General features: G+C 54.5%; 12 protein-coding genes and 2 pseudogenes. 9 read left to right on the forward strand and 5 right to left on the reverse strand.

The genetic code is table 11. From position 1 onward, the window contains the following. The first annotated feature begins 585 nt into the window (after nt 1-585). The 4 genes from CHB79_RS21925 (at nt 586) to CHB79_RS14525 (ending at nt 2971) form a co-directional block, all read left to right on the forward strand. Nucleotides 586-771, forward strand: coding sequence for a hypothetical protein (locus CHB79_RS21925; protein ID WP_141133428.1), 186 nt, complete (start codon nt 586-588; stop codon nt 769-771). A gap of 202 nt (nt 772-973) precedes the next feature. After that, nucleotides 974-1318, forward strand: coding sequence for a hypothetical protein (locus CHB79_RS14515; protein ID WP_089360447.1), 345 nt, complete (start codon nt 974-976; stop codon nt 1316-1318). Between the two features lie 215 nt (nt 1319-1533). Beyond that, the gene (locus CHB79_RS14520) at nt 1534-1947 is read left to right on the forward strand and encodes a DUF6088 family protein (RefSeq protein ID WP_089360448.1); all 414 of its coding nucleotides are present in this window, start codon (nt 1534-1536) and stop codon (nt 1945-1947) included. After that, nucleotides 1922-2971: a nucleotidyl transferase AbiEii/AbiGii toxin family protein gene (locus CHB79_RS14525; RefSeq protein WP_089360449.1), complete on the forward strand. Its 1050-nt coding sequence runs from the start codon at nt 1922-1924 to the stop codon at nt 2969-2971. The genes CHB79_RS14520 and CHB79_RS14525 overlap by 26 nt, the downstream gene beginning before the upstream one ends. 440 nt (nt 2972-3411) lie before the next feature. Here the strand turns inward: CHB79_RS14525 and CHB79_RS14530 are convergent, their stop codons facing one another. Further along, nucleotides 3412-4029: a recombinase family protein gene (locus CHB79_RS14530; protein WP_089360450.1), complete on the reverse strand. Its 618-nt coding sequence runs from the start codon at nt 4027-4029 to the stop codon at nt 3412-3414. Between the two features lie 61 nt (nt 4030-4090). Continuing rightward, nucleotides 4091-4702, reverse strand: a complete 612-nt coding sequence (locus CHB79_RS22065; RefSeq protein ID WP_176443197.1) for a hypothetical protein — start codon at nt 4700-4702, stop codon at nt 4091-4093. 471 nt (nt 4703-5173) lie between these two features. Between CHB79_RS22065 and CHB79_RS14540 the strand changes: the two genes are divergently transcribed. Continuing rightward, nucleotides 5174-5539, forward strand: coding sequence for a hypothetical protein (locus CHB79_RS14540; RefSeq protein ID WP_089360599.1), 366 nt, complete (start codon nt 5174-5176; stop codon nt 5537-5539). Nucleotides 5540-6021: 482 nt separating this feature from the next. After that, a pseudogene (locus CHB79_RS22330) lies at nt 6022-7210 on the forward strand (Arm DNA-binding domain-containing protein). On the opposite strand, the gene CHB79_RS21935 reads toward CHB79_RS22330, so the two are convergent. Further along, entirely contained in the window at nt 7185-7451 is a 267-nt protein-coding gene (locus tag CHB79_RS21935; protein ID WP_141133430.1) for a hypothetical protein, read from the reverse strand. The pseudogene CHB79_RS22330 and the gene CHB79_RS21935 overlap by 26 nt on opposite strands. Before the next feature lie 6 nt (nt 7452-7457). Continuing rightward, on the reverse strand, nt 7458-9035 hold the full coding sequence (locus CHB79_RS14555) for an anti-phage dCTP deaminase (RefSeq protein ID WP_089360452.1): 1578 nt from the start codon (nt 9033-9035) through the stop codon (nt 7458-7460). 569 nt (nt 9036-9604) lie between these two features. On the opposite strand from CHB79_RS14555, the gene CHB79_RS22235 reads away from it, so the two are divergent. Next, nucleotides 9605-9841 (forward strand): HNH endonuclease, encoded by a 237-nt coding sequence (locus CHB79_RS22235; RefSeq protein WP_245851516.1) that lies wholly within the window; start codon nt 9605-9607, stop codon nt 9839-9841. Here CHB79_RS22235 and CHB79_RS14565 read toward each other — a convergent pair. Then, nucleotides 9842-10015, reverse strand: a pseudogene (locus CHB79_RS14565) (tyrosine-type recombinase/integrase); the annotation flags it as partial. A gap of 148 nt (nt 10016-10163) precedes the next feature. Here CHB79_RS14565 and CHB79_RS14570 point away from each other — a divergent pair. Together CHB79_RS14570 and CHB79_RS14575 are read left to right on the forward strand one after the other, a co-directional pair. Then, nucleotides 10164-10772, forward strand: a complete 609-nt coding sequence (locus tag CHB79_RS14570; RefSeq protein WP_089360454.1) for a TetR/AcrR family transcriptional regulator — start codon at nt 10164-10166, stop codon at nt 10770-10772. 141 nt (nt 10773-10913) lie between these two features. Beyond that, a complete protein-coding gene (locus tag CHB79_RS14575) occupies nt 10914-12221 on the forward strand; it encodes an amino acid permease (protein WP_089360455.1) in 1308 nt (435 codons plus the stop codon). Nucleotide 12222 lies beyond the last annotated feature (1 nt).

The raw sequence follows: 12222 nt of genomic DNA on the forward strand, positions 1-12222 counted from the left end.
CTCGACCTCGGTTCTCCTCGGGCAACCAAGACTGCAGGCTGGTCAAGTGAGCACTCTTGGCCCGCCTCTACCTATTGACCCATACGGCGTTCAGGGATGCAGTCCTAGGTCGTCATCTGCTGCACATTCATTGCACACGCCCTTTCGCTCAGCCCAGAGCGTCGTCATTTATCGACCATTTGTTGTCACAGTGCGCGCCTGACGAATGCCTTCAGACTCTCTGTCGTCATCCGTCGTCGATCCGCCGCTGTCATACGGCACATTGTAACTGTGAAAGCCCCGTAGTCCCGGGACTGTAGCGACGACACTTCCTCACGACACCCCTTAACCTGTACAAGACGCCCTGAATAGCCTGAAACCCAGTAACCACACCGGTTACAGCGGCAACACCCCTTCACGACACCTCTTACCTGGGCAACAACACCCCTTTACGACACCCCTTAACCTGTATAAGACGCCCTGAATAGCCTGAAATCCAGTAACCATGCGGGCTACAGCGGCGACACCCCTTCGGCAAAAATTGGCAGATTCCCTCTATGTGAGGTGAACCGTCAGACTCCCATAAGCAAGAGAGGTGGTGTGAGCATGTTTTTGAACACGTGTCGCGCAGCGGATATGAGCGGTGCGCCGATTGCTCTGGAATTTAATCAGCCAAGTGCCGGCGGAAAGGGATTTCAGGAGGAAGAAATCCTTGGGATTGGCACTGCAGGTGAGAAGCTGGATTCTGTGGAAATTTTCAGCCCAGAAGGAGCAAGACATGGACGCGATTGAGCTACTGGTTTACGCGCTCATTGGCGTAATCGGCACGTTGGGATTGGCGGCGGTGATTGGCTACAAGGTCGCGGATCATCTCGATAAAAAACATCACACTGACTGACCTTGCAGGCACCTGCAGGCCCGCATGGCGGTGGCTTGGGATTCACCAGCGCTCGGGTAATGTTCAGGCATGTGCCAAGTCCAGCAGGTTCACGCCATGAGCAAAGTTGAGTGCCAGTGCTGCAAGAAGATGATGGTTCCAAAGGTGATCACCAGCGCGCCGTTCTACATCAGCGGAGTACCCGTGGGCGGCCATGACCCGCAGTCGTCCGTATGCCCCTTCTGCCTGTCGCCGAAGTGGATGCTCACCGAACATCAGGCCCAGGCTGCCGGCAAGGCCAATGCCGAGTTCTACGGCCTTATGGTTCTCGCCCTGGTGAACATCGTTGCGTTCGTCCGTTTCGGCGAACTGGCGGGCGGTATAGCGCTTGCGGTGTCAGTCGCAACCGCTTTCATGCGCACCAGGATGATTCGAGCCCTGCGCCGTCACCTGGGCCGTTAAACGAGCCGGTTCACACTTGGCTACCCAGGCGGCGAATACAGCCTGGACCGCGACCGTTCTACCCAAGGGTGCCGCCGGTGACCACCTGCTGCGATGGAAAACTGGCGCATCAATGCGCAGTTTTTGTATCATAAAACCCTTTTAAACACTGGTAAAAAAGGCCTTTAGAGCCTACAGTCACCTTGTGATGTATATCTTCACAGTGGAGGTAAGGTATGAAACTTGAAGATCGCATGAACCGCTCGATTAAGCAGCGTACAAGCGTGGTCGTCTTGCGCTCGGACTTTGCCAAGATGGGGAGTGACTCTCAGGTCGGACGAGTGCTTGCTCGCTTTGTGGCGGAGGGAACGCTTGTTCGCGTAAGCAAGGGAGCCTTCGCCAAAACTCGAATCAACAAGTTCACCGGCAAACCAACCCCAGCGGGAACGCTGGAAATGATCGCAGCGGAGCTTTTCCGCAAGCTCAAGATCTCAGTGGAACCAAGCTCGCTCGTATCGGAGTACAACAGCGGCAGATCGACCCAGATTCCCATGGGGGCGACTGTCAGCACTGGACGGCGACGCATTTCGCGGAAAGTGACGGTAGGGAATAGCACTTTAACTTATGAGAAAAATTCCAGACGAGCTTAGGTCTGATATCGAAGATGCCGCCGCCGCCGGGATGCTGGGAAACCTACCCGCTGCCGTAGCTGAAAAAGATCAGCACATCACTGACGCACTATGTGTTTTAGCTCAAATCCGGGTAGTACACACTGCGAACCAAAGGGATCGTCGCAAGGGCGATCCCGCGCCGGCGTCGATCGACGTCGCCACACGTTTGATTTTTGCTGGTGGCACTTGTCTTTCGAAAGCTCACGGTCTGATCCACCGGATGTCCGAAGACATTGACATCAAGGTCATGCTGGAAGAACCGCCGGACGGCTACACGCTGAAACAAGGAGTTCGCGGGCGTTTAAAGGATTTGCACCAAGAGGTTGAGCGCCGCTTGACCGACATGGGCTTTAAATACGTGGTCCATGACAACGGAGAAAACCCTGTCATGCGCGACAGCCGGCGCTACTACTGCCTGTTGGTTTCGTATGGTGCACATTTTCAGGATGTGTCTGGCGTGCTTCGTCCCCAACTCAAGCTTGAGCTGATACACCGTCCACCGATGCTGGCCGCTGAGATTCGCGAAATGGGCTACATGCTGGACCAGTTCGTCCAACGCGAATCCCCCCGCCGCTTTCCCATGACGTGTATCACAGTGGCAGAGACGTTGGCTGAAAAGGTGCTGTCGCTGCTGCGCCGTTGTGCCTGGAACTGGGATGGACATCAACGCGGCGAATTTGATACTGCCTTGGTTCGCCACGTCTATGATGTCTGGCGTATCGCAGAGAGCCAGCCTGATGCAATAGAGCCCGCCTGCCAGATCTTTGCCGCTCTGGTCCAAAAGGATGTGGAGGAATTCAACAGGCAGCATCCGGAGTTTGACCAGGCCCCATACGCGGTGCTTCGGCGAAGCTTGGCCTCTGCTGCTAACCACGAAGGGCTGAAGGCGAACTTCGAGCAGCGCCTGAAGCCGCTGCTCTATACCGCGGATAAGCCGGATTTCCAAAGCTGCTATAGCGCTTTCGCTACCGTCGCAGAGCGGCTGCTGAATCACACCGCCTGACGTTTGATTTCCCGCTGATGGCTTTGCCATCGCGGGCAATCGTTATTCCGGGCTGCTCGATCCGGGAGATACTTTCGCAGTTTGTACGAGATGCGCCCAGCTCGCGGTAACTTCGAGGCTCGCAGTATCGATGTTCCCCTGTCCAACGCTGCGCTCGAACTATTTCTACTGCCGCTGCCCAGCTCGATGGCTGGGCTTGGGCATACCTAGGTGGGATTATCCGCGAAGTCAGTAGGGTCATCAGTGCCCGATCAGCATTGCGCGGAGTGAGCACAGCAACATGGACCATGCTCCGATCAGCAGTTTCAGCCTAGCGCGGATGAGCGCGGATTTGTTAAACATGGAAAGCGAGAAGCGCTCGAGATTGTGTTTGGCGTGACAATATTTACACACCTAGAATTCGAGCACTGCAAAGCCATCTGCACGATGCAGTGAAGCGCTTAAGTCTGAGTTTGGTCCCTGACTCTTAGAACTGTTGTTGTCGAGCAGCTCGCGTGTCGGGCTGTTGCTCGGATGCCCAACCCTGCCTTGAGCAGCTCAGTGACGCGCTTGTGCAGATCGGCGTCGACTGGCCGGCCTTGGTATTTTCCAGCAGCTTTGGCTTTCTCGATACCCTGTGCCTGGCGCTCGCGGCGCTGCTCGTAATCCTTGCGCGCAATGGCGGCCATCATTTCCACCAGCATTGAGTTGATTGCCACCAGCATCCGCCCGGTGAACTCATCTCCCTTGGTGTCCTGCATGCCCTGGTGGCTGGTCGGCAGGTCTAGCGCGACGATGCGCAGGCCCTTGGAGTCAATAGCAGCCTTGAGCTTTTGCCAGTCTTCCACTGGGAGGCGGGATAGACGGTCTATCGACTCAACCAGCAACACGTCCCCCTTACGGGCATCCTTAAGCAGACGCATCAGCTCAGGCCGGTCTGCAGTAGCACCGCTGGCGTTCTCCAGGTACACGCTTGCAATGACCTTGCTGTGATCGCTGGCGAACTGCTCGAGCGAGGCGCGAGCGCGGCCAGCGTTTTGTTCTTCGGTGGAAGCCCTGAGGTATGCGCGGATGAACATGAAGGGGGCCTGTATCAGTTAGGGTGCTCTACTAAATATGTTGCATATTGAGTGTTACATATCAAGCGATAAGCCTGAAAAAAGCAAAATAAGCCTGTATCTGGATAGGCATACCCAAAAAATCGTCGCAGACTTGCGAAAGACAGCGACGAAAAACCAGCAGGATTATTTTCCTACGAAGTAGAGTGCTCGGCCTTGGTTGAAGATGGCCGCTGGGATCGAATCCTTCCTCAGTCACTGACCAGTGATGGTAGATGTAGATCCATTCGGGTAGGTACTTCGATGCCTGCAGCATGGCTTCCGAGGTCGTCATGTCGTTCTTGTAAGCATCAAGCGTGAACTGGTTGTGCCGGATAAATATCGGCCCGTAGCTGCGAGGCGACGCCAAGAAGCTTGGTGACGCAGCGGGTGTATCCGCGAATGGGATAGGACGTTCCGCAAAGATATCTGCTGGCGTTGCGTACGAGCGCGAATGACCATCAGGGTATCGGCCGGTCTGCATACCCAGCTTTGACAAACCACCTGAGAAACTCTTTCTGCGGGCCTCCTCCACCTTCTGCTGGGCCAGAGCCGATGCCTCCTCTGGTGAGCCGGCCTGATCGGAAGGCACCCAGGCAACAACCTGAGTTGCCCGAGCCGGATCACTTGATCCACCCAGTAGCATCAAACCCAAGCCAACACCTGCGGCTGCGCCACCGCTCATGCCTGAAGGTGGTAAGACATATCCAATCGCACTTAATCCAGCGTCCCTAGCCCTGCCACTGAGCTTTTGGTGAGGCTCACTCTATCAACTCCCCCTACCATCTCGATTGGAACGTCACGCTGCCCGGAAATCCCCATAGCAGTCAGAACGTGCATCGCATCCGACCATTTTTCCCTCGGTACATCCTTCGACTCAGGAAGCTGCACAGTCCTAGCCCCCTGGGTGCCAGAGCACCCAACCAGAAGAGCTACTGTAGCGGCCAACACGCCGATTCGGATCGTTGTTGATTTGTTACCCATGGAGTCACTCCCTGTGTTGATTGCCACAGCTTACGAAGGCTTCCAGGAAACCCAATGGCATAAGCCTATGAGCTCCGCAGGCTTGGGATTTCCAGACCTTGGCATAGCGTGTCATGCAACCTCATGCATGCGGAGCATCACCATGGAATTTCGCCACTTAGGCAATGGACAGACTTTCCCTCCAGTAGCACCGAACGGTCGGATTTACACCGTACCTGTGACACAGGAAAACCAAGTAGAAATTTTCTGTCTGACAGCTGCAGGCATTGTTGGAAGCGGCGTTACGGCGAACGGGGCTGAGATATCGGGCTTCTATTACGACGACGAGTCCTGGGAAATCATCCTGCGGAATTACATCGGGAGGGGAATGCGTTTCCGTCGGGGTGTGCCCTGCGGAATCGTCGAAGACGGTTGCGAAACCCTCAAAACAAATATCCAAGGGTTCGCAATTCCAGTTTGCGTAATGAACCGCATTGCATACGAGCAGAAAAGGCTGCAGCAGACCTGAGGGTTTTACAGGACAACCTGCAACCTGACTCGCGTCACGTCACTCCGCGCAGGCTCACCCACTTTCCCTGTCTGGGAAATCCTGATTTCAAATTCCGTCGCTTTTGTTGCCTGAAAGCGAAACACACGCCGGACAGCCGCCCGTAGCCTATCCGGGTAGCTCAAAGGAACTCGGAAAATGAACCAATACAAGGTTAACCGCTGCGTTTACATGCACGAAGTCAACGACAAGTCGGAAGACAACGCTTTTCCAGCAAGCCGGAGTCAACTAACAGATACGTCATCCTGCGCGCAGTCGCAAACCCTGACGAGTCAGAACTAACGACATATGCGCTACGTGACCGTCAGGAAATTCGCCAGCGAGTCTAGCTACTCCGAAGACGCTATCCGCTCGAAGCTTCGCGACGGGATTTGGCGACTTGGAGAGATATGGATCAAAGCTCCGGATGGCCGGACACTTCTTGATATTGAGGGATATGAGTCATGGGTAGAGACGGGAGGGGAGTTCGGGCGGTCTCCGATACGAGCATCGAAATCACGTTCATGTATCGGGGTGTCCGGTGCCGCGAGCGGATCACACTCAAGCCCACCGCCACTAACATGAAAAAAGCCGAGCAGCATAAGGCAGCGATTGAACACGCGATATCGATCGGCACCTTTGACTACTCGGTGACCTTTCCGAGGTCTGCCCGGGCGGCAAAATTTGCGCCTGAGGCCAGCCGGGAAACATTGAACGGGTTCTTGACCAGGTGGCTTGAAGCGAAACGTAAGCACATCGCGAGCAGCACGTATGACAGCTATCGCAAGCTGGTAGTGCTGCGCCTGATCTCAGCCCTGGGCGACCATATGCTGGTCGATCTGAAGCGCAAGACGGTGCGCGACTGGCTGAACACTCTGCAGGTCGGCAACAAGACGCTGAGCAATATCCAGAGCTGTCTGCGATCCGCGCTCAACGACGCGGCGGAAGAGGAGTTGATCGATATCAATCCGCTTGCTGGCTGGACATACTCCCGGAAAGAAGCGCCACCGAAGGAAGATGATGTTGATCCGTTCAGTCCGGAGGAGCAGCAGGCAGTACTGGGTGTCCTCTCGGGGAAAGCCCGCAACATGATGCATGTTCGCCCTATGGACAGGCTTGCGCACCAGCGAGTTGGTTGCCTTAGACTGGGGCGACATCGACTGGCTGCGCGAGGAGGTAACGGTGAATCACGCTATGACCCAGGCCGCAAAAGGTAAGGCCGAAGCGACAAAGACCGCAGCGGGCCGCCGTAGCGTGAAGCTGCTGCGCCCGGCGATGGCAGCATTGAAGGCGCAGAAAGCCCACACCTTTCTCGCCGATGCCGAGGTGTTCCAGAATCCCAGAACGTTGCAGCGCTGGGCAGGGGATGGCCCGATCAGGAAGACGATGTGGGTCCCTGCCATGAAAAAGGCCGGCGTTCGTTACCGCCGCCCTTATCAAACACGCCACACATATACGTCGATGATGCTATCTGCAGGTGAGCATCCTATGAGGGTCGCCAAACAGATGGGCCACACCGACTGGACGATGATTGCAAGAGTGTACGGCAGGTGGATGCCTGCCGCAGATACGAACACAGGTCAAAAAGCTGAGCGTCTATGGGCCCCTGCCGCTGATCATGAAGCCATTAGCCGTGGAAGCGAACACTCCTAAGGATTCGCCCGATCAAATCACTATTACGACTAACGGTCACGGACGCGCGCGGATTCAACATGACAACGTTGGAAATCGGCTTCTCAGGCATCAACTTAAAACGGTGGTGAAGCGCGCCCGGCAGAGGCTGCACGAATTCTGGAAAATCACTCATACGCTCTGCAACGCCATGAAAATCCAGGGTAAGTTGGACGTGGTGTTCCATGCTGGCTTCCATAAGATTGAGGTCAGTTTCAGACATTTTCAGTCACCGTTTGTTCAAGCCGGCGGATTCTAATGCTCTTAAGGTAAAAGCTTCAAGCGTATGTATAGCCTCAAGGGTGATAGATGTCACGGGAGAAGCCTCATGAACATGCATGATCCCCTTCTGATCCTTCCTACCCCCGGGGTGTGCTGAAAAGAATCGTAGGAATCTAGAGGGCGCGACCCCGTCAAAGGGCATCAAGCGTACCTTCGAATCGTCGCTTTCCCGCTCAGTAATGGAGTCAGAATGCAATCTAGTCGCCAAGCTTTTCCTGTAGGGCTCAAGAAAGTAGACCTCTTTGACGCCCGCAGCCACCAAATGCCTGGCACAAGAGTGACATGGGTAGGTGGTAACAAACAGTTTGCCATTCCTGATCTGTCCACCCTTGGTTTCTCCAGCAGTTAAAAGGGCGTGCATTTCAGCGTGCACTGCGCGCGAAAACTCAATCAAACTTTTCAGCTGAGAATCTTTTCTAAGCATTTCAAACGCGCGCGCCCTGTTGGACTCCTCCACCAGCCCGGTTGCTATCAAGCGATCGGCCATCGCATTTGCAATTGTAGTTTTCTCGTCATCGTTGAAGCACCTACCACCTTCAATATTCCAACACCTACGATCATCGTCAGTTGATGAATTCTGATCGACGGTATGGTAAAGCCCGCCAAATGCTTTAGGAACGTCGTTCCAACCCGAAGCAAGAATTTCACCCTCAGCATTTGTGATCGCAGCGCCTACTTGTCGAGATAGGCATGCAGAATTGCGTGCAGCTGAATAGGCCGCGTACATCGCTCGCTCATTTATAGTGGGCGTGATAATCCTCGTCCCGAGCATCAGTTCAAGAAATCGCCTTACCCTTGTATTGCGTTGCGAGTCTGTAGCAGAGTCAACCCGAAGAAAAAAGTCGCAGCGCGGAAACGTATCTTCGACACTCTGACCGTATTTCACTTCCTCACCTGAGTCTCTGTCTATGAGCTTATGTACTTCATCATCAGGGCCTTTGATACGTGCAATTCGCTCAACTCGCATTTCGATAGGCGAGTAAACGCCTATGACATGTAGCATGTCACCGTAGACCGATCTTAAAAGTGCGAGCTCATCGATATTTTTTATTGAATCTATGATGTGGCAACACTTTCTTGGGGCTCGAGGCATTGAAACATCAGGATCTAATGCTGCATCAGGATCATTGCCTCGCAACTCAGCGTTTTGCGCCTCCTGATGCTCCGCCCTCGATATCAGGATCTCTTGAATCGCTAGCTTAGCAAGCACCGCATTTCCGTATTCACGTCGGAGTTCGTTGCCAGCTTCGATGAGCCGATCTATTGATTTTTCATGCTCTAACTTCTTCAATCGTCGAATCTGGTCGCTAAGGCGTAGAATTTTTACATCTACGTATCCAAAGTCAGTTCCTCGGAGTAAATCTTGAAATGTCTTTCCGACTTCGTGCAACGGCGTTCCCATGGGCCCACAAAGCGCAATCACAATCTCAGGGGTCAGGGACTTAAGGTACGCCCCCCGGTCATCAAACGCTGAGGTAGCGCCACCATCAGGATTGTTAGCAGCTGCGGCAAGGGGTACGGCCATTTGGATTCCTTCCGTGTCAGATTTCCTTTTATCGGCGTAAAAGGCTCAAGCATGAGAATGACATATTTCCCCGACCCGGGCGAGAAATGACAGCTTTATGCCAGCATCTAGGCTGTAAGCCCCATTTTATAAGGCCTGGATGCGGGTTCAAATCCCCCCGCCCCCACCATTTGCAACACGATAAGCCCTTGAAATTCCTGGCGATTTTCAGGGGCTTTTTGCTTTCTGGGGGTTAAGTGTCGAAAAAGTGTCGAACCTGAAAAATCGACCAGCGATAAAGCAACGATTGCACGCCTGCTAAATACCAACTATTTTGCGCTTGCTACTACTTGCATGAGTGTAGTGCTTGGCCATGCAGTGCATCGCTGCTGGTACCGCCCCTGTACCGAATGGACACGCGGACTTCCTTAAATAATAAGGAGGCCGCCATGGCTCAATCCCCTCTAAAAAAACACCGAAAATCCGCTTTCAATCGCCAAAATGGCAAATGCTGCTATTGCGGCTTTCAGATGTGGCAAAACTCCGCTGAGGAGTTCGCGACCCAACATAAAATTTCAGTTAAACAAGCCATGCACTTCCAATGTACGGCCGAACACTTGCGTGCGCGACAGGATGGCGGGAAAGACAGCTCTTTGAATATTGCGGCTGCATGCAAGCGCTGTAACAGGTTACGCCACAGTAGAAAGACCGCACCTAGCCCAAGTGATTATCAACGCTTTGTGCAAAAGCGCCTAAATACAGGTGGATGGATAGCAATTCCGCCGACAGCAAACCTCCCCCGAAGCAGAGCACCTGTCATTGAGTGATTAGCTTAGAGGTCCTAACCTCACGGCATCCTGAAGGTGATCGGGTGCAAGGTGTGCATAGCGCATGGTCATGGCAAGGCTGGAGTGACCAAGGATTTTCTGCAGGGTCAGGATGTTGCCGCCGTTCTGGATGAAGTGGCTGGCAAAGGTATGCCTCAGAAAGTGCGCAGCCTGGCTCCGAATGTTTGAAAATGCCCAGAAGCAGACCAGAGCGGTCATGCATTCGTTGACTTACACCACCACACTGCAGCTGCGTTCGGGTAACCTTGAGCGCTATTCATTTCACAGCGGTCCGACTCTCTGAGTTGACTCTGGAGGGGTCATGTCGAGAATTGTCAAAAAAGCCAATACTCAAGCCCGCGGTCGACTACGACGGCAACAATTAATCGCAGCTACCCGTCGCTTGCTTGCCAGCTTTGAACTTGACCAGATCACCCTGGCGGATGTGGCTGCAGAAGCGGGTGCCTCCAAAGGCTCTGCCTACCATAGCTATGCGAACATCGCAGAACTGTATATGGATGTAGTCGGCGTAATTGGCCAGGAGCTGTTCGCGGCAGTTGCAGCCCCCATTGAAGAAGACCTGGATGATTGGCGTGACATCTTTGTGCTCTGCCTGCGCCGGGGCACGGCACTTCTTGTCAGCGACCCGGCTGCGCGCCAGCTGATCCATGGCCCCAAGTCCCCACCCGCAATAAAACGCAGCGACCGAGCCAACGATTTACAAGCGGCTCAAGTCATACTCGGGCATTTGCACAAGCTGGCCCATATCGAAACCTCAAGCCTGACTGCAGAGACACTCTACTTTGCAATCGAAATTGCAGATGTCCTGTATTGCCTTTCGGTCCAGCAGCATGGGGAAATCATCGAGCAAATGGCCCGCGAAGGCGAGCGAGCCGCCATCGCCTACCTAGAGCTTTACCTCCCTTCATAACACCCGCCCAACACTGAGCGATAACCGCACAGGTTTAGCTCAGGCAGGATTGACTCGCCCATAACCGGACTACAGACTGGTTTTGAGTCTGCTATCTCACTAATAACAATCTGGTCATCGCGACTGATAAGGGGAAAGACTGTGCTGAATAAAAGTGCTTTGGGCTGGCCAAAAATTGCGGGACTGGGAGTTGCACTGGTTATTGCCGGTCAGTTCTCCGGGTGGAACTTCGGGCTGGCCGCAGGTGGATGGATCAACATGCTGGCGGCAACATTGTTGATGGCCGCCCTCTGTAGCGGGTTGGCATTGTGCGTAGCGGAACTGTCAACCGCGTTGCCAAATGCGGGCGGTGTATTCTCCTATGCACAAAGTGCATTTGGTCCATTCGTTGGCTACTTGATCGGCATCGCCACAGCCCTGGCCCTGATCATAGGTACAGGCGCTGCAGCCACCTTCGTTTCAGCCTATACAGAGTCAGTGCTGGGCGTCGGGGGATGGCCAGTCAAGCTATGCCTGTTCTCCATCATCATCGCCATACACATTCGCGGCGTGGGGGAAGCCTTGGGCCTCACACTGCTGGCTGGAGCCATTGCGGTTGTGGCGTTACTGGTCTTTGGCGCGGCAATGTTGCCATTTGTCCACTTCGACCAACTTTCCAGCCAGATATCCGGCACAGAGTTGAGCCTGCACGGCATATTCGCCTGCATTCCCTTTGCGATCTGGCTGTTTATCACCGTCGAGCAAACAGGTTCTGCTGCCGAAGAGGCGCAAAACCCCGGGCGTAACATGCCACGCGGAATACTCGCGGCAGTTGGTGTTCTGCTGCTGACGGCATTGACTGTACTGATCTGTGCCCCGGGCGCCGGTGGGGTTGAGCTGGTCGGCTCGGCTAACGACCCACTGTATGCGGCAATGACCAGCCCCAATGCCTACGGCCAAGACAATTGGCTGGCAACAGTGGTTGGCCTTGGCGCCTTGTTCGGGTTGATCGCCACCTTTTTCTCCCTGACCTACGCTGGCTCAAGACAGCTGTTTGCCATGGCTCGGGACGGACATTTACCAGCATTGCTTGCCCAGACCAACGCGCGTGGCACCCCACGCAACGCCTTGATCCTCACGGCGGTTATCGGCCTGCCCATGACCACAGTCGCGCCTGAGACGATTCTGGTCGCGGTGGTCCTGCTGCTTAACCTTTGCTACCTGTTCCTGTTTGCCGCGTACCTGAAGATTCGGCGCAGCAATCCAGACTTGCCGCGCCCTTTCCGATTTATTGGCGGCAGTTGGGTAGCTTGCCTGGGCCTGGTGCTGACCCTGGTGGTTATTGCGGCCTGCTTTCAGCTGGAATGGACAATATTGCTGGCCATCGCTTTCACCCTCGCGCTTTTCACTGTCAGCTTCGCTGTTCAGAAGCTACGTCTGCAGCAGCCCTCGACCCTCGGAGATGCCTAAT

The organism is Pseudomonas segetis, assembly GCF_900188155.1.
Classification (GTDB): domain Bacteria; phylum Pseudomonadota; class Gammaproteobacteria; order Pseudomonadales; family Pseudomonadaceae; genus Aquipseudomonas; species Aquipseudomonas segetis.

Coding starts and splice junctions, on each gene's coding strand:
- CHB79_RS21925 (WP_141133428.1), top strand. CDS start 586: ATGTTTTTGAACACGTGTCGCGCAGCGGATATGAGCGGTGCGCCGATT.
- CHB79_RS14525 (WP_089360449.1), top strand. CDS start 1,922: ATGAGAAAAATTCCAGACGAGCTTAGGTCTGATATCGAAGATGCCGCC.
- CHB79_RS22235 (WP_245851516.1), top strand. CDS start 9,605: ATGCACTTCCAATGTACGGCCGAACACTTGCGTGCGCGACAGGATGGC.
- CHB79_RS14555 (WP_089360452.1), bottom strand. CDS start 9,035: ATGGCCGTACCCCTTGCCGCAGCTGCTAACAATCCTGATGGTGGCGCT.
- CHB79_RS14520 (WP_089360448.1), top strand. CDS start 1,534: ATGAAACTTGAAGATCGCATGAACCGCTCGATTAAGCAGCGTACAAGC.
- CHB79_RS14515 (WP_089360447.1), top strand. CDS start 974: ATGAGCAAAGTTGAGTGCCAGTGCTGCAAGAAGATGATGGTTCCAAAG.
- CHB79_RS14570 (WP_089360454.1), top strand. CDS start 10,164: ATGTCGAGAATTGTCAAAAAAGCCAATACTCAAGCCCGCGGTCGACTA.
- CHB79_RS14540 (WP_089360599.1), top strand. CDS start 5,174: ATGGAATTTCGCCACTTAGGCAATGGACAGACTTTCCCTCCAGTAGCA.
- CHB79_RS14530 (WP_089360450.1), bottom strand. CDS start 4,029: ATGTTCATCCGCGCATACCTCAGGGCTTCCACCGAAGAACAAAACGCT.
- CHB79_RS21935 (WP_141133430.1), bottom strand. CDS start 7,451: ATGTCTGAAACTGACCTCAATCTTATGGAAGCCAGCATGGAACACCAC.